This is a genomic window from Pseudobutyrivibrio sp. OR37 (genome assembly GCF_900113655.1).
In the GTDB taxonomy this organism is placed as follows: domain Bacteria; phylum Bacillota; class Clostridia; order Lachnospirales; family Lachnospiraceae; genus Pseudobutyrivibrio.
Map to the genome: position 1 here is coordinate 1 of NZ_FOQF01000041.1, position 21,623 is coordinate 21,623.

The following is a 21,623-nucleotide window of genomic DNA, read 5'->3' on the forward strand; positions in this document are numbered from 1 at the left end:
GCAAAAACCATAAATGTGTTAAATGGGATGATTATGAATTTACCAAGGAAGAATTACAAGAATTGGATGAGCTCTGCCATGGGAACTGGATTGAAATCCAGCGACTTTATGAATACATCGATGAGCTCCAAGAACTTCTTAAAGAAAACAATATTTCATATCCATACTTTTTCTAAAACAATCATTGGGGCTGGCTTGTCCAGCCCCTCAAAAGTGCCCCTCAAACCGTACCCTCAAACCAGCCCCTCAAACCATACCCTCAAAAACTCCCACTAAAAAAGGGCTTGCCCCTCACGACAAACCCTCATAAACTTTGGCAAACCCTCAAAAAATTTGATTATCCCAAATTAAATAAGATTTTTAAATGCTTGAGGCATACATGATATTTTTATTATCATGTATGCCTCAACTCATTTTGTGAGTTAGCTCCTTTTTAAATCATATAAGCTAATTTTATTTTTGTGAGAAATAACTTTCGATTCCATCAGCGATGCCTTTTGCTAATACAGTATCGTTGTTATCATCTGCATCCTTATCGGCTATTTCAATCTTTGCTGTAGGAACCCCACACCAGTTTATTACAGCTTCATCATCAGATTCTACAACCTCGCTCTTTTCAATCTTTGTACTCTGCGTTACAGAACCAAGAATTGCATCGCTAAGCAAACGTCCATTTTTATAATTTCCGTAGTTGTATGGATTGTCCTCTGACTGACATACCACATTCAATCCATTCTTTTCCTTACCGGAAATAACAACCATTATATCTGCATCAGAAGTATTGGCAATCATTGCCCTTCCGCTGTTGCTTATATCTACATCATTTGTTTCTCTTGTAAGGATTACAGTGTAGCCCTGTTCTGCCAGGATAACCCCCAGCTTTTCAGCAATCTTCAGATTGGTCTTGTAATCTCCAACATCCTGAACCTCAGGCACAGTCTTAAAGGCACCTGGGCCGATTGGCTCTTTTTTGTTATTAGTAACTTCCTGACCGCTTGGATCGATAACAATCACCTTGGAAGCGTTATCGTTTTTGCTACATTTAGCCTGCGCAATGATGTTAGGACTTATCATAGTAAGTAGGAGCATCACTACAATACTTTTCCTCAAAATGTGAAACATGTTGTTTTTCATATGTAAATCACACTCCCTTCTTATTATTTTTTTGTAATTATATTATCGGATACTTGTGTGAAAAAATGATGTAATTTCAGACAATAATTCTGTAAAATATAAAATTTTTTCAAATAGGTGTTGACTTCCTACGTCAGTCGTAGTATATTTACTTCATCAGATGAAGTACTACGACAGACATAGTATGACAGACATAGTACGACAGGCAATGCAAATAAGGAGGAAATATGGTTGAGATTAGTAGTGATGTAATCCGTGGCTACAACGACACCATGATTCTTAGCATTCTTCTAAAGGAACCATCCTATGGATACGAGATTTCAAAAGAAATCAAAACTATCACAGATGGGAAATACCTAATAAAGGAAACCACACTTTATTCAGCCTTTACCAGAATGGAGAAAAACGGATACATTGAATCATTCGTAGCCAGTCAGGATTTAGAGGGAAACGGTAAAAAGCGTACCTATTATCGCATTACAGATGCCGGAAGGGATTTTTACAAAGACAAATGCGATGAATGGGAGCTTACCAAGGATGTAGTTGAGAAATTTATTACAAAATAGCTTTTAGCGAAGAGGAGAAAACTATGGAAACAATTAAGAATTATCTGGATGCAATGTTTGCAAATATGCCAAACACTCCTGAGGTTAAGAAGGCAAAGGCTGAGCTTCTTACAATGATGGAGGATAAATACAACGAGCTTATTGCAGAAGGAGAGACTGAAAACAGTGCAGTAGGAACAGTCATTGCTGAGTTCGGTAATTTAGATGAGCTTGCTAATGATTTAGGTCTTACAAAGGAAGTGGAAGAAACAAAAGAAAGAGTCAGCGAAAAGCCACGTCGTTTCGTAAGCATGGATGAGGTTAAGAATTATTTAGACGAAGAAAGAAGAAATGGATTATTTATCGGAATTGGCGTAATGCTTTGCATAATGTGTGTTATGCCACCTATCATGGTTGAAGGTCTTCCTGGAATAATTTTAGGCCGTACAGCAGATAGTGCTGGGGTTGTTGGAATGTTCTTAATGATTGCAATAGCAATTGCCTTATTCGTTTTCACAGGTATTAACAGCAACGATTGGAAATTCCTTAAGAAGGAGCTTTGCCAGGTGGATATGGCTACAGCCCAGATGGTAAAGGATAGAAAGCGCAGCTACAAATCAACACATGCTTTGCTTATGACTATCGGCGTAGTTTTATGTGTTCTTTGTTGGTTACCAGTTGCCATCCTTGAAATTGATTTTTTTGCAGCATTCATTTTCCTTTTTGTTGGAATCGGAGTATTTCTATTTATTTATAGCAGCTCAGTTATGGGCAGCTTTGAGACAATCCTAAAGCTTAACGATGAAAAGACAATCAGCGGCAGCTATGGCAAGGAGGATGATATCGTGTATGTAAACAAAACAGCTACAATAATAATGGAAGTTTATTGGACTACAGTTACATGCATCTACCTTATGGTAAGCTTTGTGACATTTGACTGGGGAAGAACCTGGATTATATGGATTATAGGCGCTATTATTCATCATATTCTTAAGATTGCACTTGCAAAGGAGGATTAGAGCTATGGAAAATAAAAATTGGGGAAAGAAATACATGCTTGTCCTTTGGACAATCACTCTTGTGGTTATCGTATGCGGACTGGTTTATAACTTGGGTGGATTTGGATTTCATTATCTATCTGCAACCAATGTAGGTGAATACGAGGATTTTGATTATTCTGGTGAAGAGTTTTCATCCATCGAAGTAAATGTTGATGCAGCAGATCTTGATATTAGATATGGCGATACATACATGGTATCAACTAACATTCCTAAGAAGTATCAGCCTGTTATTAATGTAAAAGATGGTAAATTGGAAATTCAGCAGAAGAAATTGAATCATTCAATTAATTCCTTCAAATCATTAAAAGAAGAATGTAGTATAGAAATTACCATTCCAACAGGAACCAAGCTTGAAGATGTTGACATCGTAGTTGATGCTGGTGATATTGATATCGAAACAGTTAAGGGCAAGAGCATTTCTATTTCTGCGGACGCAGGCGATATTGATTTGAAAAATGTTGAGTTTGAATCAACAACTGTCGATGCAGATGCAGGTGATATTGAAGCTAAGGATAGCAAGCTAGGTAAGCTTAAAATCGAAGCAGATTTAGGTGATATCGATGCAGACAAAACTGATTTCGATTATGGAAAAATAACCGCTGATATGGGAGATATTTCTATTGATGGTGCTTTCAACAGATTGGAAGCAGAGTGTGATCTTGGAAATATCGATATCAAAACCCCTAACCCAGATTTTGACAAAATGGACTTAGACGTTTCATTAGGTTCTATTTCTGTTAACGGAAAGAAATGGTAAGTAAAATCAAATACGAAAAATAAAAACTAGTCGTAGCTATCAAGCTTTAAGTATTGCACAAGCGAAGCTTTCTATGCGTAGCGGTGCAATATCTTAGGCTTGAGAGCGTAACGGCTAGTTTTCTTTGTTTATGTTAGTTATCTTAATTCCGAATATCCAAAGGAATTTACAATGGCATCAATTGGTGTACCCGCTTTGCACAGAGGACATTCATGTAGTGGGTATGACTGGTAGTTTGGAATGTCTTCCTCGTGGAAAACTGCTGTAATTGTAATGCCATCTATTTCCCTGACAGCAGAGAAGATTGCGCATGCTCCGCTAATCTTGGCACCATAATATCTTACGCATTCTGCAAGACTTTCAACAGTACGTCCAGTACTCAATGAACCAAATAGTAGAAGCACATTCTTGTCTCTAACAGTAAGCTGCATATTGTCGCGGAAAATATTCTGGCCGCTGGATGCAAGCTCTGGTGAGGTTACATAAATGGTTTTGTGCTGATTGTAATTGGCAACACCAGCCTTTGTAAGCTCCTGTGCTAAAAATGTGCCTACAACCTCCATTCCATCTGCACATACAATTGTGTCTACAGGCGTCTGAACTGAATAGTGCATTGCAAGCAGCTGCGCTACGCCCTGAGCTTCATTACATCTGGTCTTCATTGTGCCGATTTCCATATAGTTGGTAATATGGGAATGATTTGTTGCAAAATGGCCAGGGATGATTTTTAAAGCTACGTCAGAATTCAGCGGTGCTGGAATTTTAGTGTACTCTTTTAACATGTTAAACCCCTTTCTAGATTATTCATCTAAAAAAATTCCGTTTTTTATATTCCTATTTTAGTAGATAATTATCGAAAATAATACTACAAATTTAAAATAAGATTAAAATAAATAGAAAATTCACAGAATGAACATTAAAGTTACTTTATTTATAGAAAATATTTGGGCTTGAAATGGTGATAAAAATATATTAATATGGCTTCGGGTTTAGGTCATCGCTATCGCAGATAGTGGTGACCTTTTTATGTTTAGGTTTGACGCTCATTATTTATAGAAATGAGGTCAGAGGAATGACAATAGGAAATAAATATCGAATCACAATTCTTACTAGTAGACTAATCAGAATGGAATATCAGAGAAACGGTATCTTTGTGGATGAACAAACACAGGCCGTGGTCAATAGAAATTTCCCATCAGTAGAGTATTCTACACTTCACGAAAAAGGCAGATTGATAATTGAAACTGAGGATTTAATTTTTTCCTACGATGGAGAAGAGTTTTCTCCGGAGGGATTATCCATTGAATTAAAGGATAATCATGAGATTTGGCATTATAGCGTGGTTTATGGCAATTCCGACAAAAATCTGTATGGCACAGCAAGAACCTTAGACGGTGCAGATGGTGGCATAATGCTAGAGCCAGGCATTTTTGGCGAAAAGGGCTTTGCAGTAATTGATGACAGCAATACTGCCATTCTTGATGAGAATGGGGAATATGTTTCAAGACGAGGAGAGGGAATAGATATCTATTTCTTCGGATATGGTACTGATTTTGAAGGAGGACTAAAGGATTTTTATCAGCTATGTGGACAGGTGCCAATGATTCCAAGATACGCCCTGGGCAACTGGTGGAGCAGATATTACAGATATTCTGAAAGCAGCTACAATGAGATGCTTGATAAGATGGCAAAGGAAAATATTCCTTTATCTGTTGCCGTAATAGATATGGATTGGCACATAACTGACGTGGATCCAAAGTATGGAACAGGCTGGACAGGCTACACCTGGGATGAAAAGCTTTTCCCTGATTATAAGAGATTTTTGAAGAACCTTAAGGATAGGGGCCTGGCTACTACCTTAAATCTACATCCTGCAGATGGAATACGTGCCTTCGAGGCTCAGTATGAGGATATGGCAAAGGAAATGAATTTCAATACCAGAGAGGAAAAGGCTATTGAGTTTGATTTTGCAGACAAGAGCTTTAGGGATGCATATTTTAAATGTGTTATGAATCCATACGAGGATGATGGTGTAGATTTCTGGTGGATTGACTGGCAGCAGGGCACCAAAAAAGGTGGCAGCGATATTGATCCGCTGTACTTGCTTAATCATTATCATTACGAGGATAGAAAAAGAAATAATAATCGTCCAATGATTTTTTCCAGATATGCAGGGGTGGGCAGTCATAGATATCCACTTGGATTTTCAGGGGATACTGTTGCCACTTGGAAAAGCCTTGATTTTCAGCCTTATTTTACAGCCACTGCATCTAATATTGGATACGGTTGGTGGAGCCATGATATCGGCGGACACATGATGGGAGACAAGAATGAAGAGCGTCTTATTAGATGGATTCAGTTTGGTGTTTTCTCGCCAGTTATGCGTCTTCATTCCAGCTGCAGCGAGTTTTTTAACAAGGAGCCATGGAACGTGGATAGCCCTTATAGGGAAATTATGGGAAGTTATCTAAGGCTGCGCCATCAGCTGATTCCCTATATCTATACCATGAGTTACGAGGCTCACACTTTAGGCAAGCCTCTGCTTCAGCCTTTATATTATAAGCTTCCAAAGGAAAAAGAGGCTTATAAGCACAGGAATGAATACTGGTTTGGAGACAATCTTTTGGTGGGGGCTATCACCACAGAAACCAGCAAAAGCCTTAAGATGGCAAGCATAAATATGCTTATACCTTCAGGCAGATGGTACGACATTTTTAACGGCCGATTATATAAGGCTGGTGTTAAAAATCTGTATCGCACCGTGGATAATATCCCTGTATTGCTGAAGGCTGGTGGAATTGTCCCATTGTCCATGGAGGAAGGAAACGGTGTGGCAAATCCTACAAAGCTTAAGCTGTTGATTGGCGCAGGTGCTGATGGAGCCTTTGATATGTACGAGGATGACGGCCAGTCCATGGATTATGAAATGGGAAAATATGCTATCACAAGATTTGAGACCAAATATGATGCTAATAAAAATGTGACAACAGTAACTATAAATGGAGCTACTGGGGATTTGAACCAGATACCAAAGGAGCGCAAATACCAGATAGCTTTGTACGGATTAAAGGGTGGCACAGTGACAGTAGACACCCCTGTCCTTTTGGCAAAGGAAAGCTATACCGTGGAGATAGCTGGAGAGCTGGTTGAAGGAAATGATTACAAACAGGCAGCCTTTGAAATCCTTGAAAAGGCGTGGATGGAGATAGTACAGAAGGAAAGAATTTATAGTATTATCATGAATTCTAAGTCAGGCGAAGACTGCCTAAATGAAATAATGACAGAGGATATTGATTTAGAGCTTAAGGATGCGTTAATGGAACTGTTTTAATTGACAGAAACCTTGTAAATGCCTATAGTTATTAGTGGTTAAACGTTTTATCAAATATTAACCTAGGAGAGTATAATGAATTTAAAAGACATCGCAAAGCTAGCAGGGGTTAGTACAGCCACTGTATCTAATGTTTTAAACGGAAATACCAGCAAGGTTTCTGCAGTAACTAAAGAACGAATAGAAAAAATCATAAAGGAAGTGGACTACAAGCCTAATGCCATGGCACGTTCTCTTGCCAAAAAGGAAAGCAGGATGATTGGACTTGTTGTTCCATATATTGGACCAGACGAGGATTTCTTTATGAATCCTTACTATGCCAGAATGATTGCAGCCCTTGAGCGCTACGTACGAAGCAAGGAATACTATCTTATGCTCAGATGCGTACCAGATTGCCGTCAGGTAATACCACAGCTATCCTCATGGAATGTAGATGGGGTATTCTTCTTAGGAGTTGTGGAGCCAGACGTTAAGGAAATTATCAGCGCCCTAGATGCACCAGTGGTATTTCTTGATACCTACACCAAGGAAAAGGGCGTTGTAAACGTAGGCCTTGATGACTACAAGGGTGGCTATCTTTCAGCCAGATATCTTATCGGAAAAGGCCACAGGAAAATTGCCTTAGCCTGCCCTGATTACAAATGGCCAGGCGTAGTCCAGGAGCGATATTTAGGCTTTAAAAAGGCTTGCGAAGAGGCCAAAATTGAATTTACTGAAGACGACATCTACAGGACAGACACTGTGTACAATGGTGCCATCACTGTAGGAAACGATATAGCTTTATCTGGCAGGGGCTACACAGCCGTTGCAACCATGTCAGATATCGTAGCCTTCGGAATCATCGAAGGCATAAAGCAATGTGGCTTTAGCGTACCAGACGATATATCCGTAATCGGCTTCGACAATCTTAAAGAAGGTGAGTACGTCAATCCAAAGCTTACCACCATCTCCCAGGACATCAACGAAAAAGCAAATGCAGCAGGACGTGGCATGTTCGAAATCCTCGAAGGCAACAAGGACTACACCGCCGACATCCACCTCCCCGTCCAAATCATCGAACGCCAAACCGTAAGGGAACTCTAAAACACTGGTCACCCGATTATTCATATTATTTTCTGAAGCCAGGAGACCCCGAGCCACATATTTTCACACCTAGTGAATACAATCACAGATTTAAGATTATCTAAATGTAATATCTTGCATCTTTATTAGTAGGTGTTCTTACAAGGTTTTACAATTCTATCAGTAAAGTATGTAGAGAGCGGACATACAAAAACTTGGATAGCATATATATGAGCTGGATTATGCAGCATTGCTGTAACGTTGGAATGAGCTTAGAAAAATAAAAAGCAGGTTTTGCAATATATAGGCATGCGCCGCTAGGACGGCGGCGCAAGTGGTCATTTGAAACACGATGTTGAATGTGCCACGGTGCCTATATATGCAAAACCTGCTTTTTTAATTTTTCTTAGCGAATGGAATAGTGAAAGCAATGATGCATAATCCAGCTCATATATATGCTTGGAAGCCTACAATATGTCCGCTCTCTACATACTTTACTGATAGAATTGAAAACCTTGCAATGTTTTTTGTGTAAATTTCCCAAAGTTTGGGGTGGGCACTTATGAATTACGGCGAAAAGAAATTTGGTACTTGACGATTATGGGGGTGGTAACTATACTTCTAGTTAAGCGATTAACCTAAAACAAACCCAAACAATATGCTTGCTATAGCGTGCAAGCAAGTTAAACGCACAACTTTAAGTAACGGAGGGAAAAGAAGGATGAAGTTGAAGAAATTTGGAGCATTGATGCTTAGTGCAATGATGCTCACAGGCACATTTGTAGGCTGCGGTTCTACAAAGGAGGAAGGTGCTGGTGATTCAAGTCAAGCTAGCACAGCAGAAACTCAGGATGTAACACTTAAGATTTGGGTGCCTGAGGAAGAGGTAGATATTACAGATGCAATGGTAAAGAAGTTTGATGAGATTCATGATGAGTTCAACATCAAATATGAGATTGCGGTTGTAGGTATTGATGAGGCTCCAGCAAACCTTGAGACAGATGCTGATACAGCAGCAGATATTTTCTATACACCATCAGGCGGTGTTGCTGATCTTGCAAATAAGGGATTGCTTCTTCCAATCGTAAAGGATTTTGAAACTATTAAGGATGAGCTTCCAGAGTCAGCACTTAATGCAGTGACTGTTGATGATATTACTTATGCAGTTCCTTTTTCACCTAATACATTCTTCATGTATTACAACAAGGATTTGTACACAGAGGATGAGGTAAAGAACCTTGATACTATGATGGCAAAGGACCTTGGAGAAGGAAAATATAACTTCGGTTCAAAGATGACAGATTCATGGTATACAGAAATGTATTTCCTTGGAAATGAGGGAACACTTTTTGGTGAGGATGGTCAGGATCCAACAGACTGCTCATTCAACGATGCAAACGGTCTTGCTGCTGGTGAGTACTTAATCGACCTTGCTCACAATCCAAAGTATATCGAGGATATCGATGGTGTTGCAGGTTCTGAATTTAAGAATGGTAACTGCGGTGCCGTAACATCAGGTGCATGGTCAGCTCCAGAATTTAGAGAGGCTCTTGGCGATAGCCTTGGTGCTGTAGCACTTCCAACAGCTACTATCGGTGGCAAGGAAGTTCAGCTTTCAAACTTTGTAGATTTCAAGACAATCACTGTAAAGTCTAATACTCAGTATCCACTTGCTGCACAGCAGCTTGCAGTATACATGGGCAATGCAGAAAACTGCCTTACAAGATATGAAAAGCAGGGAGATATTCCAGTGCTTTCATCACTTGCATCTAGCGATGAAATCCAGGCGGATTTTGTTGCATCAGCACTCAATGCCCAGGCAGCAAAGGCTACAAACCAGCCAAGCATTCCAAAGATGGGAGATTACTGGGATCCAATGAAGGCACTTGGTGAAGGAATTTACTACGGTGATGTTACAAAAGCAAATCTTCAGGAGCAACTTGATGCACTTGTAGACAGTATTACAGGTACATTAACAGAATAGAAACATGAGAAAAGATATTATTTCAAAAATTTCATACGTTGTCTGCGGTGCGGCTAATGTCGCCTGCGGACAATTATTAAAGGGCCTTATTTTTCTTGGCATAGAGATTTCATACATCTTGTTTATGATTCTTACTGGCTTTGAAAGATTAAGGGGCTTGATTACACTTGGTGAAAATGTTCAGGGGATGGCCTTCAATGAAGAGCTTGGTATTTACGAAATGTCCGCTGGTGACAACTCAATGCTTATTTTGTTGTCAGGCGTTGTGACTGTAGTAATTACCATCGCATTTATTTTATTTTGGCTGTTTACCATTTCATCTGGAAGGGCAGCATTAAATCGTGTCAAAGAGGGTAAGCACAATAATACCTTTATTGAAGATATTAGAAGCTTGGCAAATAAGAATATCAGATTCTTATTTTTAAGTGTTCCAGTGGTTGGACTTGGCGTTTTTACAGTAATGCCACTTATCTACATGATTTTGATGGCATTTACAAATTACGATTCAAATCATCAGCCACCAGGAAATCTTTTTGAATGGGTAGGTATTAAAAACTTTATTACATTGCTATCTACCAGTGATAGACTTTCGGCAACATTTTGGCCAGTGCTTGGATGGACACTTATTTGGGGCTTCGCGGCAACATTTTCTTGTTATTTTGGCGGAATGTTCCTTGCAATGATTATCAATTCAAAGGGAATCGAATTTAAAAAGGTTTGGCGAACAATATTCGTTCTTACAATGGCAATCCCAGCATTCATTTCTCTTAGAGTAGTTGCCACAATGCTGGGCGAAAAAGGAATCTTTAATGTGCTTTTACAGCAGTGGGGCTTTACAAATTCAGCCCTGCCATTTTTATCAAACGGCACATGGGCAAGATTTTCAGTTATCATTGTAAACTTTTGGATTGGTGTTCCAGTAACTATGCTTATGGTTAGTGGAATTCTTATGAACATTCCAGGGGAGCTGTATGAATCAGCAAAAATAGACGGTGCCAGCCCATTTATGATGTTTAGAAAAATCACTTTCCCATATATGTGGTTTGTAACAACACCATATCTGATTTCAAACCTTATTAGTAATTTTAATAACTTTAATACAATCTATTTCCTTACAGCAGGAGAGCCACTAACACTTAATTACTATAAGGGTGCTGGAAAAACCGATTTGCTTGTAACATGGCTATACAAGCTGACAAAGGATAGTAACGATTACAATTTGGCTGCCACAATCGGCATCATCATATTTGTAATCTCGGCTATATTTACATTAGTCTCTTTCTCAAGGTCTAATGCACTGAAAAATGAGGAGGGATTTAGCTAATGAATAGAACAGTAATAGGATTAAATCTGAAATATTTTATCCATTCAATTGTAGCTACATTGCTTATGTTTACAGGCTTGTTCCTACCATTTGCTAGTATTAATGATGGCAGGAAAAACATTTTATCAATTGCACTTAAGCTTACAGGGGTTAATGAAAAATCTGGTTTAACATTATTTATGTATTTAACTATCGTATTTACGATAATATCATTTGCACTTTGCGTGGCAAATATTATAAAGACAACAAAGCTTTCCTTTAAAGCATGGCAGGTATTGCAGGCATGTGCCACAGCCTTTTGGACATTTCTTTTATTCTCATCAAAGACCATTTTGGAAGGTGGAAATCTTGCAAAGGGATTTTTGAACAAGAATCTTTCCATAGGCTACTGGCTGGGACTTGTATTTGCGTACGTGGCACTGGTGTTTATCATGCGTGTAACTCAGACAAACAGAGGCTATATCGCTCTTACAATCATGAGCGTTATCTGGGTATTCCCAATCCTTTGGATTGTGCTTACAGCACTTAGAGCAGAGCCAGGATACTACGTAGGATACTTCTTCCCAAAGCATCTTACACTTAATAATTTCGCTAAATTGTTTGCAGCCGATTCGGTTATTCCATTTGCAAAATGGTGGCTTAACACCTTTATTGTTGCAATGTGTGCATGCGTCATTAATACACTTATTATTCTTGCAACATCATATATCCTAAGCCGCACCAGATTTGCAGGACGTAAGGCATTTATGAACATCCTGATGATAATCGGTTTATTCCCAGGGTTCATGTCACTTATCGCTGTGTATAACATCCTTAAGGGACTTGGAATCAACCAATCGCTGTTTGCACTTATTGTGGTAGGAGCCGCAGGCGCTGCTATGGGATACCATGTAAGTAAAGGATTCTTTGACACTATTCCAAGAGCTATTGATGAGGCTGCCATTATTGATGGCGCATCCAGACTGCAGATTTTCACTCATATTACATTGCCACTTTCAAAGTCAATTGTAGTATATCAGGCATTAGGCGCATTCCTTGCAGCCTGGAGTGATTACATCTTCCCAAGTATGCTGTTTGGAGACAAGCAAAGCTCTTACACAGTAGCGGTAGGTCTTTACTGGCTTACAGATTTTAGACGAATCGACGCTTACTATACACAGTTTGCTGCGGGCGCAGTAATAGTTGCAATTCCAATAGTTATTCTTTTTGTATGGCTTCAGAGATTCTACGTAGAAGGACTTTCTGGATCAGTAAAAGGCTAGTTTGACAGGCAGGTAATTTATGGATTTTTTTACACAAAGTATTTATTCAGACGGAACACAAAACTATGTAGATAACCCTATTCCAAAGCTATCAGATAATGTCACCATCAAGCTTTCAATGCTTGATGATGATGTTACAGCTGCATTTTTGCTTAGAATTAGAAATGGAGCGGAGGAATACCACGAAATGAAGAGAACAGGCATCCGAGGAAAGCTTGCATATTACGAGACTAACATTGATGTGAACGAGCCTGTTATTTCCTATCATTTTGTGGTGGTTAGAAAAAATGTCATCTATTACTACACTCAGGCAGGGGTTACCACATACGTACCGGACAATGCAAATAATTTTGTAATCCTTGCAGATTTTAGACAGCCAGCTTGGATAGAGGGTGCAGTGTTCTACCAGATTTTCCCACATGCATGGGGCAATCTTTACAAGGTGATAGAGCATATTCCATATTTAAAGGATTTGGGAGTTACTGCCATTTATTTAAATCCTATTTTTAGCGCACCATCTAATCACAAATACGACTGTAGCGATTATTTCCACGTGGATGAAGGCTTCGGCGGTGACAAGGCTTTGGAGGAATTGTCTAAGGCGCTCCACGAAAATGATATGAAGCTGATTCTTGATATCTCCATAAATCACACAGGAAATACTCACTACTGGGTGAAGGAAAAAAGACATTTCTATTTTGAGAAGGAAGACCATACCCTTATGGGCTGGTGTGGTTACGATTCCCTTCCAGTGCTGGATTACAGAAACGAGGAGCTAAAGGACCTTATATATAGAAATCCAGATTCTGTTTTAAGAAAATGGCTAAAGCCACCTTATTCAATTGATGGTTGGCGCTTTGATGTGGCAGATGTTTTTGCTAAAAACGATAAGGTTCAGCTTGCAGATGATTTATGGATAGAAATATGCGATGCCATTCGCGAAGAGAATCCTGACGCATTTATCATTGGCGAGCACTGGGGCGACTGCACCAAATATCTTCAGGGTGATTTGTGGAACACACCTATGAACTATTATGGCTTTGGCAGGATTTTAAGACAGTTTACAGGATTGCCAGAGTTGTTTGTTTCCAGAAACGAAACACTTGCAGCAGTGCCTTACAAAATGACGGCAGAGGATGTGGTGGCGCGCACAGTGGAGCATTACAGCCATTTGCCTCAGGTAATTGCCGATGCACAGATGAATCTTGTGGACAGTCATGACGTTCCAAGAATTCACAACTACGAAGGCTATAGCCTTGATAAAGTGAAGGCTGTTGTAATATCCCAGCTACTATGGACAGGCATCCCTTGCGGTTACTACGGGGATGAGCTGGGGATAGATGGCTACACCCATCACGATTCTGGCTTTAGATACGAAATGCCTTGGGCGCTTGTAAATGACAGTAATCAGTATCTAAAGCTATATAAACAGGCTATTTCTCTGAGAAGACATGAGGCAGCTTTTTCAAAGGGCAGCAGGCAGGTGATATATGTAGGTGATTATGTTTTTGCAGTGGCAAGGTTCTTTGGGGATGATGTTTATATTGGCGTTATTTCAATGGATGAAAGGACCCAGAAGATAAAGCTTCCTTTAGATATTGTTGGGACACTTATGCCACAGGAAAACATAGATGTTTTCGGCAAAGCTTTTGAGGGCAGCATAAATGGGGCAGGTGAATACGAAATCACCATAGAGCCTGAAAGTGGGCTATTAATTAAACTTAGTTGCGCACCGTTGCGCACCGTATAAATAGCGGATTTTCAAAAGATGACAAAATAATGCTAGAGTTTTTTATTGACTCTAGCTTTTATTTAGCCTATATTTTAGTTATTGACTGATATAAAAGTCAGTTAAATAAAGGAGCGCAACTAATTGCGCAATAATTTCAACCAGGCTTCTGTACCTGGAAAATGGGAGGTTAAATTAAATGAAGAAAATGGGCGATTGGGCGAAGCGAATAGCTTCGGTCGGACTTAGTCTGGCGTTACTCTTAGGTTCAACCAACCTTGGACTAGCAGCAGCTAATGTCAAAGATTTAAACACAGTTCATGCAGCCTCTGCAGTCAGCAGAGAGTCAATTCACGATGGAACAATTTTACATGCTTTTGCATGGAACTTTAACACAATTAAAGAAAACATTCCTGATATTGCAGCAGCAGGCTACACAGCTGTTCAGACATCACCTATCAACGAGTGCTTGTCTACAGAGCCAGGCCTTACACTGTTTAGCGACACAGGAAAATGGTACTATCACTATCAGCCTACAGACTGGGTGATTGGCAACTATCAGCTCGGCACAAGAGACGAGTTCAAGGCTATGTGTGATGAGGCTGAAAAGTATGGAATCGGTATTATCGTTGATATTGATCCAAACCATACAACACCAGTATTTGACCAGCTTGGTGAAGGATTACTTAAGGCAGTTGGTGGTAAGGATAATCTTTATCACATCAACGGTGCTGATACATCCAGAGCCATGAATTATTCAGACCGTGTATCTACAACCTACGACCCAATGGGTGGTCTTCCAGATGTTGATACAGAAAGCGAAGCTTTCCAGAAGTATTTCTACGAATTCCTAGAAGATTGCGTAGCTTGCGGTGCAGATGGCTTCAGAATCGATACAGCAAAGCACATCGCACTTCCAGATGACGGTGTTCCAGCAGAATATGCAGGTCATGAGGACAGAAATAATTTCTATCCAAACATGAAGGAATACATGGATGAAAATGCAAAAAAGGATTACTCAGATTTATTTGTATACGGAGAGGTTCTGCAGGGAGATACAGCTCGTATCGCAGCATATCAGGATATGCTTGGTGGAACAACAGCCAGTGACTACGGTGCAGCTTTAAGAACTGCTATCTCAAGCGGAAATGTTTCAACAAAGAAGCTTGAAGGCTACAAGATTTCCGATGATGTAAAGAACGATGTGACCTACACTGCAGACCCTAACAAGCTTGTTACTTGGGTAGAGTCTCACGACAATTACATCAATGACAAATCTTATAATTCAGTAGATGACACAGATGTTATCCTTGCATGGTCTATCATCGCAGCAAGAAAGGATGGTACGCCATTATTCTTCAGCAGACCAATGGGCAGCACTAAGGACAATCCTTGGGGCGAAAATGTGCTGGGTGCAGCAGGAAGTGATATCTACAAGGATCCTCAAGTGGCAGCTGTCAACAAATTCAGAACAGCTATGGCAGGCGAATCAGAAAACCTTGTAAATCCAGCTGGGGACAACTCAGTTCTTATGATTGAAAGAGGAACAAAGGGCCTTGTTATTGTTAATGCATCAGATGCCCAGTTTAATCTTGAGGAAAAGACAAACCTTGCAGAAGGCAATTATCTCGATTCAGTAGAAGGTCATGATGGATTATTTATAGTTTCAGATGGAGTTATTACTGGTAAGGTGCCAGCTCAGTCAGTGGTTGTTTTAGACAAGCAGGCTGAGGGAGACTATTCCACGCTGTCCTTCTTCAACTCAAGAGAATGGGAATCTGTCAGCGCTAATTGCAATGGGGTTAATTATCCTTGCGATAATACTGGCGATGGTTGGTGGAAGGTTACAATCCCACAAGCTAGCTTCAAAATAACATTTACAAATGGAAATGAAACATCAAATGAATTTAGCATCACACCAGAAACAGGAAAGTATGTTACTGGCGAAAATGGTAAGATTTACTCTTCTAAGAAGGAAGCAGAGGATGATTTAGGTGTAATCACAAAATCTGTTTACTTCTTCAACACAAAGGAATGGAAGATAGTATATGCCTATGCCTGGTATGAGGATGGCAAGCAGGTATTTGGCGGCTGGCCAGGACTTGCTACTAAAAACGAAGGCGGCTACTGGTTCAGAGCAGATGTTAAGATGATGACAGATAAGCCATTTAGCATCATCTTCAACAATGGAAATGGCACTCAGACAGAAAATATCGACATGAGCGATATGTCTAAGAACTACATCGCATTAAGCGAGGAGCAGCCAGGTGGAAACCTTAAGGTGGAAAGATTTGCATCAAAGGATGAGGCATCAGAGGCGCTTGGCATTTACGGTGACAAGACTACAGTTTATTTCTACAACACCCGTGGTTGGGAAAAGGTAGGCGTGTACGCATGGGGCGCAGCCAAGCTTGGTGAGTGGCCAGGTAAAGAGGCTGAGAACATTGGCAACAACTGGTGGAAATTAACCATAGACAGCGCACCAGGTTCAGATTTCAATATCATCTTCAATGATTTTGGAGGTGGCGCACAGACAGGAAATCTTTTAGTAGATAGCATCTCAAAGGTTTATTTCTGGGGCAACAACAAATACTCATCTAAGGCAGAGGCTGAAAAGGCTGCATACGATTTTGAGCACTCAGAGGGTGAGACTATTGAAGAAAAAGACGGAAACACATTAGTTTATTTCTATGATGAAAATGCATGGTCAGATGTGTATGTATACGCATGGGGCGGCAATTATAACAACTGCATCGGCGATTGGCCTGGTACAAAAATGGCAAGACTTGGCGGTGGTTGGTATGCGGTAAACGTACCTAACGAAGCAATTGACAACACTGATTTACATTTAATCTTTAATGACGGTAACGGCACACAGCTTCCTGACAATGTTATGGAAGGAAGAAGCAAGCTTTACTTCACATCTGGCACAACAGATGGCTTTGATTCAAAGAGCGCGGTAGAGGAATATCTTGGAACGGAAAAGCCTTCACAGCCAGAAGAACCAACAGAGCCAGAGGAAAAGCCTGTTGATGAAGAACCAGCAGTAGCTGACGGCTACACAAGACTTTATTCAAAGGTGGATACCTCTTGGACAGAGGATGTGTACATGTATGCATGGCTTAAGAAGGATGATGGTACATCAGCTGGGGAACCATTTGAAACATGGCCAGGTAAGAAGATGATGCATATCGGAAACGGCTGGCATGCAGTTGATATTGAAAACAAGTATCTTGCAGGATATGTGGATGAAGAGGTAGAAGTAGAAGATCCTATAACTGAAGATGTCAAAACAGAGCCAGTAGAGGACAAAGAGGAATTAACAGAAGAATCAGTTGATACAAGGGTTGAGGAGACTGTAGAAGAGATTACAGAAGAATCAGATGTAATTTCAGTGCTTACAAATGTAATCGATGTACTTACAAGTGCTTTCAAGCCAATGACAGCCAGCGCTAAGGAGACTGTAAAGATTCCAGTTGAGATTCAGTACATTGTTCATGGTAATGATGAACACAAGAATGAATCAGCTGTGGTTACAACAGTTCGTCCTAGCGATGAGGAGCTTGGAAAGACAGCAGAGCCTGAAAAGCCTTCACAGCCTGTTAAGCCAAGCCCAACTCCATCAGTTACACCATCACAGCCACAGGCAGGTGGACAGCAGAGTGCAGGTCAGGCATCGCAGCCAGTGGTTGCACCAAAGACTGAGGTAGCTTTAAACGAGGCACAGGTGCCTCTTGCAGGGGCTGTTAAATCGGCAGATGCAAATACTAAAAAGTCTACTAAAGCTACAAAAAAGGCTGTTGCCGAGGATAAAGAGGAGGCTACAGAAACTGCTGAGGACCAGGAAGTAGCTACTGATGAGGAGACTACAACAGAAGAGGAGACTACAACAGAAGAGGAGACTACAACAGAAGAGCAGACAACAGAGGAAGCTACTGAAGAGGAAGAGACTCCTGTGGAAATCGCCGATGAGGAAGCACCAAAGGCAGTTGAGAATTCAACATTCCCAGTAGTACCAGTTGCAGCAGGTGTTGTTGTGGTTGCTGCAGCAGCAGGAGCAGGCATATTCATAAAGCGTAAACATTTCTAACTATAACTAGATTTAACCCAAAAAGATCACTTTCGTTATCCATATGAGGTAGCGCAAGTGGTCTTTTTACTTGTCTGTAGCAGTGGTAAATGATAAAGTCTTTAGGTAAGCATAAAAAGAGGATGATAAATATGGAAATGAAAAACATCAAAGCAGTGCTATTTGATATGGATGGCACACTTACGGATACAGAAAAATTCTATCAGAAGGCCTGGCCAGAGGCTTTAGCACACTTTGGTTACGAAATGACACCTGAACAGCCCTTAGAGCTTCGTTCCCTAGGGCGTCCTTTTGCTGTTGAAAAGTTTAAGGAATGGTACGGAGAAGATTTTGATTATTGGGCTGTCAGAGATTATCGAAAGACTCTGGTAGAGCAGATTCTTAAGGAAACAGGAATTCCTCTTAAGCCTGGTGCCAAGGAGACATTAAAATGGCTTAGGGACCATGATGTTTTCATTTCTCTTGTCACTGCCAACGATAGGGAGCGTGCCAACAGATATCTTAAGAAAATTGGTCTTTTCGAATATTTTAATGCAGTAGTATGCGCAGATATGGTGGAAAAGGGCAAGCCTGCGCCAGACATCTATGCCTACGCCTGTGAGACTCTTGGAATCGCTCCAGAGGAAACCTATGCAGTAGAGGATTCTCCAAATGGCTGCATGAGTGCCTATCGTGCTGGCTGCAATGTTATCATGATTCCAGATTTAACAGAGCCTGACCAGGAGCTTAGAAAAATCCTTTTTGCAAGAATAGATTGTCTGCGGGATATATGTAATCTTTTTTGAATAATTAGCGACATCTTTTACAAAATTCTGATAAATCAGTGAAATAAATGTGAAATTCTGTCACCATTTGTAAAAATATGGTAAATTTCATAATATAAACTATTTATTTTGTGGAAGGAGTCATCATGCAAATATCTATAGGAACATCCATGAAAGCGAATTGCAAAGATGCTGTAGCAGAAGCAATCGCAAAAGTTAATAATCCAAATTTGTTAATTTTATTATGTTCATATGAGCATTTAAAGGAAGCGTCTGCCCTTATTTCAGAAAAATACCCAGGTGTACCTTTTATAGGTACCAGTACAACTTCATACTACGACACAGTTTCTTCTGATAAGCGAATGGTAGTCCTTTCTTTTGGAAGTGATGTAGCAGCAGAGGTTGGAATCATTAGAAAACTTTCATCCGCTCCAATTGCTGATATTGCGGCAATGGAAGAAAAGGTTTCTAAGATTCAGGCTGGGGATTCTAATACAGTTTGCATAGAGTTCTGTACCAATGACGAGGAACGCCTTGTTACTACAATGAACGTTGCTTTAGAACGTGCCAAGATTCCAGTTGTAGGTGGAACTATTTTTGATTTATCCAGCAGGTGCTACAGGCTATGCCATGCTTGATGGCGAATTATATGCTGATGCATGCTGCTACGCATTAATCAAAAATAAATCAGGAAAAATCAGAACATATTCTGAAAATATCTTTGGACCAATGGAGTGCGGTAAGACACATATCGCAACAAAGGTTAATCTTGCAAACAAAGAGCTTATCTCTTTAGATGGCCGTCCAGCAGCAGATGTTTATTGCGAAGACGCAGGAGTTAGCCGTTCAGAGCTTGTTGATAACGTTCTTGTAAGCCCACTTGGTCGTGTTATTGGTGGTGAAATATTCATCAGTAGTCCTTATGCAATTGGCAACAATGGTTCGTTGATTAATTATAAAAGAATAAATGAAAATGACACTATTGAGATTCTTGAACTCAAGGACTATGAGGCAATTGGTAATGACACAAGAAATAATATCAGAAGTGAAAATGGTAAGATTTCGTTTATCTTCTCTGTAAATTGTATCTACAGACATTTATTATTCACTCAGCGTAATTACATGACAGATTTCTTAGGCGCTATGAAGTCTGTTGGTCCTCATGTAGGAATTGTCGGTGGTGGTGAGCAGTATAAGAAGCAGCACGTAAATCAGACCATGGTTTGCGCTGTGTTTGAATAAAGTGCAGGAGGGCAATATGGGACTTTTTAGTAGAAAGAAAAAAGTGGAAGAAAATGTCGAGGTTACAAAGGTATCTGAGAAGAAGGTAGATATGAAATCTCGCATGAAAGCAATAAAAGAGGTTGGACGATTCTCAATCGAGCAGAAGGCCAAGCTTCAACAGGAGGAGGCTAATACAATTAAGGGTATTGAAACTATTAGAGATTCCTTTTCAGTTGTTGAGGATAAGTATGGATCTATTTCCGAGTCTGTTGCAAACTTCCAAAATGAGTTTAGTACAATCGAGGAAATTACAAAAGCCTTTGATGAAATCGTTAAGAAGCTGGTGCAGACAGCAGACGATTCCCACAATGGAATGGAGAATGTAGATAAGAGCTCTAGTGCAGTTTCTGATACAATTGCCGAGGTTGAAAAGGTGTTTGAAGCCTTCCAGGCAAGCTTTGATGAGATCAGAGAAAAGGTTGAACTTATCGGTGGATTTGCAAAGCAGACAAATCTTTTGGCTCTTAATGCATCTATCGAAGCAGCCCGCGCTGGTGAGGCAGGACGAGGCTTCGCAGTAGTTGCTGATGAGGTTACAAATCTTTCTACAGAAATACAAAGCGTTGTAACATCAATCTTTGAGAGTATGCAGGCATTGGATGAAAACAATAATCGTCTGGTTGAATCCGTTGACCATACCAAGGAAGCTATCGAGGCTTCTCATGAGAAGGTTGTTGAGACACAGGAGGTTGTAGGACAGATTAAAACTGTTGCTGATGAGGTTACCGATCAGAGCATTCAGATGGGTGAAGTATTTAGAAATTGCGAGACCTCTATCAACAACATTTCTAATAATATTGAGGATTCACGTGGATACTTCGATAATGTTACAAATGATATTGAGGATATCAAGGTTAAGATTACCAAGAAGGGATTCATGTTTGAGGACATGAACAACGTACTTGAACAGATTGATCCATTAACAAATCTTTAAAAAAAGGCTTCCCCCGAAAAAGGGCAATGTCATTAAGTTAACATTGCGGTGGAGGCTACGATGAAGAAAACGAGATTGAAGTGATATGCTTCAATCTCGTTTTTTCCTTTTTTAGACATTAAAAGAAGACAGATTGTATATCTGCCTAAATAACATTTTTAACTTTTCATTTTTATGCTACTCTATATAAGAAACCTCTAAAGATTCTTGCTGACTGGTATCTTTCACGATGTCGGTCTGGTCTAATGGGTACAAGATTTCTTGATATGATGGTTTCTAAATCAGGTGGAGATGTAATACCGCGGTAAAACTTTTTGCACATGTGAGCAGCAACTGAAAAGTTGGCTTTATATGTATATTTT

At 40.0% G+C, this 21,623-nt stretch carries 17 protein-coding genes and 1 pseudogene; 15 read left to right on the top strand and 3 right to left on the bottom strand.

The genetic code is table 11. The features are described 5' to 3' along the window. A partial coding sequence (locus tag BM097_RS16975) for a mobility-associated LCxxNW protein (RefSeq protein ID WP_143085005.1) occupies nt 1-176 on the top strand: 176 nt, incomplete at its 5' end. Nucleotides 177-453: 277 nt separating this feature from the next. Here the strand turns inward: BM097_RS16975 and BM097_RS14470 are convergent. Further along, nucleotides 454-1,134 (bottom strand): N-acetylmuramoyl-L-alanine amidase family protein, encoded by a 681-nt coding sequence (locus BM097_RS14470; protein WP_090551848.1) that lies wholly within the window; start codon nt 1,132-1,134, stop codon nt 454-456. Nucleotides 1,135-1,361: 227 nt separating this feature from the next. Here BM097_RS14470 and BM097_RS14475 point away from each other — a divergent pair, with 227 nt between their 5' ends. Genes BM097_RS14475 through BM097_RS14485 form a run of 3 tightly spaced genes read left to right on the top strand, consistent with a single transcriptional unit; the run spans nt 1,362 to nt 3,497 of the window. Beyond that, entirely contained in the window at nt 1,362-1,700 is a 339-nt protein-coding gene (locus BM097_RS14475) for a PadR family transcriptional regulator (protein ID WP_090551851.1), read from the top strand. Between the two features lie 23 nt (nt 1,701-1,723). Next, nucleotides 1,724-2,698: a permease prefix domain 1-containing protein gene (locus BM097_RS14480; protein WP_090551855.1), complete on the top strand. Its 975-nt coding sequence runs from the start codon at nt 1,724-1,726 to the stop codon at nt 2,696-2,698. 4 nt (nt 2,699-2,702) lie between these two features. Then, nucleotides 2,703-3,497 carry a DUF4097 family beta strand repeat-containing protein gene (locus BM097_RS14485; protein WP_090551859.1) on the top strand — a complete coding sequence of 265 codons (795 nt, stop codon included), beginning with the start codon at nt 2,703-2,705 and terminating at the stop codon, nt 3,495-3,497. A 137-nt stretch (nt 3,498-3,634) separates the two neighbouring features. On the opposite strand, the gene BM097_RS14490 is transcribed toward BM097_RS14485, so the two are convergent. Next, nucleotides 3,635-4,279 carry a type I phosphoribosyltransferase gene (locus tag BM097_RS14490; protein ID WP_090551862.1) on the bottom strand — a complete coding sequence of 215 codons (645 nt, stop codon included), beginning with the start codon at nt 4,277-4,279 and terminating at the stop codon, nt 3,635-3,637. 290 nt (nt 4,280-4,569) lie between these two features. On the opposite strand from BM097_RS14490, the gene BM097_RS14495 reads away from it, so the two are divergent. From BM097_RS14495 to BM097_RS14545, 11 genes are all read left to right on the top strand, one after another. Continuing rightward, nucleotides 4,570-6,828 (top strand): glycoside hydrolase family 31 protein, encoded by a 2,259-nt coding sequence (locus BM097_RS14495; RefSeq protein ID WP_090551866.1) that lies wholly within the window; start codon nt 4,570-4,572, stop codon nt 6,826-6,828. 75 nt (nt 6,829-6,903) lie between these two features. Next, nucleotides 6,904-7,911 carry a LacI family DNA-binding transcriptional regulator gene (locus tag BM097_RS14500; protein ID WP_090551869.1) on the top strand — a complete coding sequence of 336 codons (1,008 nt, stop codon included), beginning with the start codon at nt 6,904-6,906 and terminating at the stop codon, nt 7,909-7,911. A 700-nt stretch (nt 7,912-8,611) separates the two neighbouring features. Further along, a complete protein-coding gene (locus BM097_RS14505) occupies nt 8,612-9,874 on the top strand; it encodes an extracellular solute-binding protein (protein ID WP_090551873.1) in 1,263 nt (420 codons plus the stop codon). Nucleotides 9,875-9,878: 4 nt separating this feature from the next. After that, nucleotides 9,879-11,198 (top strand): carbohydrate ABC transporter permease, encoded by a 1,320-nt coding sequence (locus tag BM097_RS14510; RefSeq protein ID WP_090551878.1) that lies wholly within the window; start codon nt 9,879-9,881, stop codon nt 11,196-11,198. After that, a complete protein-coding gene (locus BM097_RS14515; protein ID WP_090551882.1) occupies nt 11,198-12,460 on the top strand; it encodes a sugar ABC transporter permease in 1,263 nt (420 codons plus the stop codon). Before BM097_RS14510 ends, BM097_RS14515 begins: the two co-directional genes overlap by 1 nt. Before the next feature lie 19 nt (nt 12,461-12,479). Further along, the gene (locus tag BM097_RS14520) at nt 12,480-14,210 is read left to right on the top strand and encodes an alpha-amylase family glycosyl hydrolase (protein WP_090551886.1); all 1,731 of its coding nucleotides are present in this window, start codon (nt 12,480-12,482) and stop codon (nt 14,208-14,210) included. A gap of 178 nt (nt 14,211-14,388) precedes the next feature. Then, nucleotides 14,389-18,279, top strand: coding sequence for a starch-binding protein (locus BM097_RS14525; protein ID WP_090551890.1), 3,891 nt, complete (start codon nt 14,389-14,391; stop codon nt 18,277-18,279). Nucleotides 18,280-18,410: 131 nt separating this feature from the next. After that, a complete protein-coding gene (locus BM097_RS14530; RefSeq protein ID WP_242944729.1) occupies nt 18,411-19,064 on the top strand; it encodes an HAD family hydrolase in 654 nt (217 codons plus the stop codon). A 125-nt stretch (nt 19,065-19,189) separates the two neighbouring features. Then, nucleotides 19,190-19,681: an FIST N-terminal domain-containing protein gene (locus BM097_RS14535; RefSeq protein ID WP_090551894.1), complete on the top strand. Its 492-nt coding sequence runs from the start codon at nt 19,190-19,192 to the stop codon at nt 19,679-19,681. Further along, nucleotides 19,641-20,285, top strand: a complete 645-nt coding sequence (locus BM097_RS14540) for an FIST C-terminal domain-containing protein (RefSeq protein ID WP_090551898.1) — start codon at nt 19,641-19,643, stop codon at nt 20,283-20,285. Before BM097_RS14535 ends, BM097_RS14540 begins: the two co-directional genes overlap by 41 nt. A 16-nt stretch (nt 20,286-20,301) precedes the next feature. Next, nucleotides 20,302-21,261: a methyl-accepting chemotaxis protein gene (locus BM097_RS14545; protein WP_090551901.1), complete on the top strand. Its 960-nt coding sequence runs from the start codon at nt 20,302-20,304 to the stop codon at nt 21,259-21,261. Nucleotides 21,262-21,433: 172 nt separating this feature from the next. Here BM097_RS14545 and BM097_RS16440 read toward each other — a convergent pair. Further along, nucleotides 21,434-21,623, bottom strand: a pseudogene (locus tag BM097_RS16440) (IS4 family transposase); the annotation flags it as partial.

Excerpts from the sequence above, each read along its gene's own strand:
- BM097_RS14520 (WP_090551886.1), top strand. The coding sequence starts at position 12,480 with ATGGATTTTTTTACACAAAGTATTTATTCAGACGGAACACAAAACTAT.
- BM097_RS14510 (WP_090551878.1), top strand. The coding sequence starts at position 9,879 with ATGAGAAAAGATATTATTTCAAAAATTTCATACGTTGTCTGCGGTGCG.
- BM097_RS14485 (WP_090551859.1), top strand. The coding sequence starts at position 2,703 with ATGGAAAATAAAAATTGGGGAAAGAAATACATGCTTGTCCTTTGGACA.
- BM097_RS14525 (WP_090551890.1), top strand. The coding sequence starts at position 14,389 with ATGAAGAAAATGGGCGATTGGGCGAAGCGAATAGCTTCGGTCGGACTT.
- BM097_RS14475 (WP_090551851.1), top strand. The coding sequence starts at position 1,362 with ATGGTTGAGATTAGTAGTGATGTAATCCGTGGCTACAACGACACCATG.
- BM097_RS14495 (WP_090551866.1), top strand. The coding sequence starts at position 4,570 with ATGACAATAGGAAATAAATATCGAATCACAATTCTTACTAGTAGACTA.
- BM097_RS14490 (WP_090551862.1), bottom strand. The coding sequence starts at position 4,279 with ATGTTAAAAGAGTACACTAAAATTCCAGCACCGCTGAATTCTGACGTA.
- BM097_RS14505 (WP_090551873.1), top strand. The coding sequence starts at position 8,612 with ATGAAGTTGAAGAAATTTGGAGCATTGATGCTTAGTGCAATGATGCTC.
- BM097_RS14500 (WP_090551869.1), top strand. The coding sequence starts at position 6,904 with ATGAATTTAAAAGACATCGCAAAGCTAGCAGGGGTTAGTACAGCCACT.
- BM097_RS14535 (WP_090551894.1), top strand. The coding sequence starts at position 19,190 with ATGCAAATATCTATAGGAACATCCATGAAAGCGAATTGCAAAGATGCT.
- BM097_RS14470 (WP_090551848.1), bottom strand. The coding sequence starts at position 1,134 with ATGAAAAACAACATGTTTCACATTTTGAGGAAAAGTATTGTAGTGATG.
- BM097_RS14530 (WP_242944729.1), top strand. The coding sequence starts at position 18,411 with ATGGAAATGAAAAACATCAAAGCAGTGCTATTTGATATGGATGGCACA.
- BM097_RS14515 (WP_090551882.1), top strand. The coding sequence starts at position 11,198 with ATGAATAGAACAGTAATAGGATTAAATCTGAAATATTTTATCCATTCA.
- BM097_RS14545 (WP_090551901.1), top strand. The coding sequence starts at position 20,302 with ATGGGACTTTTTAGTAGAAAGAAAAAAGTGGAAGAAAATGTCGAGGTT.
- BM097_RS14480 (WP_090551855.1), top strand. The coding sequence starts at position 1,724 with ATGGAAACAATTAAGAATTATCTGGATGCAATGTTTGCAAATATGCCA.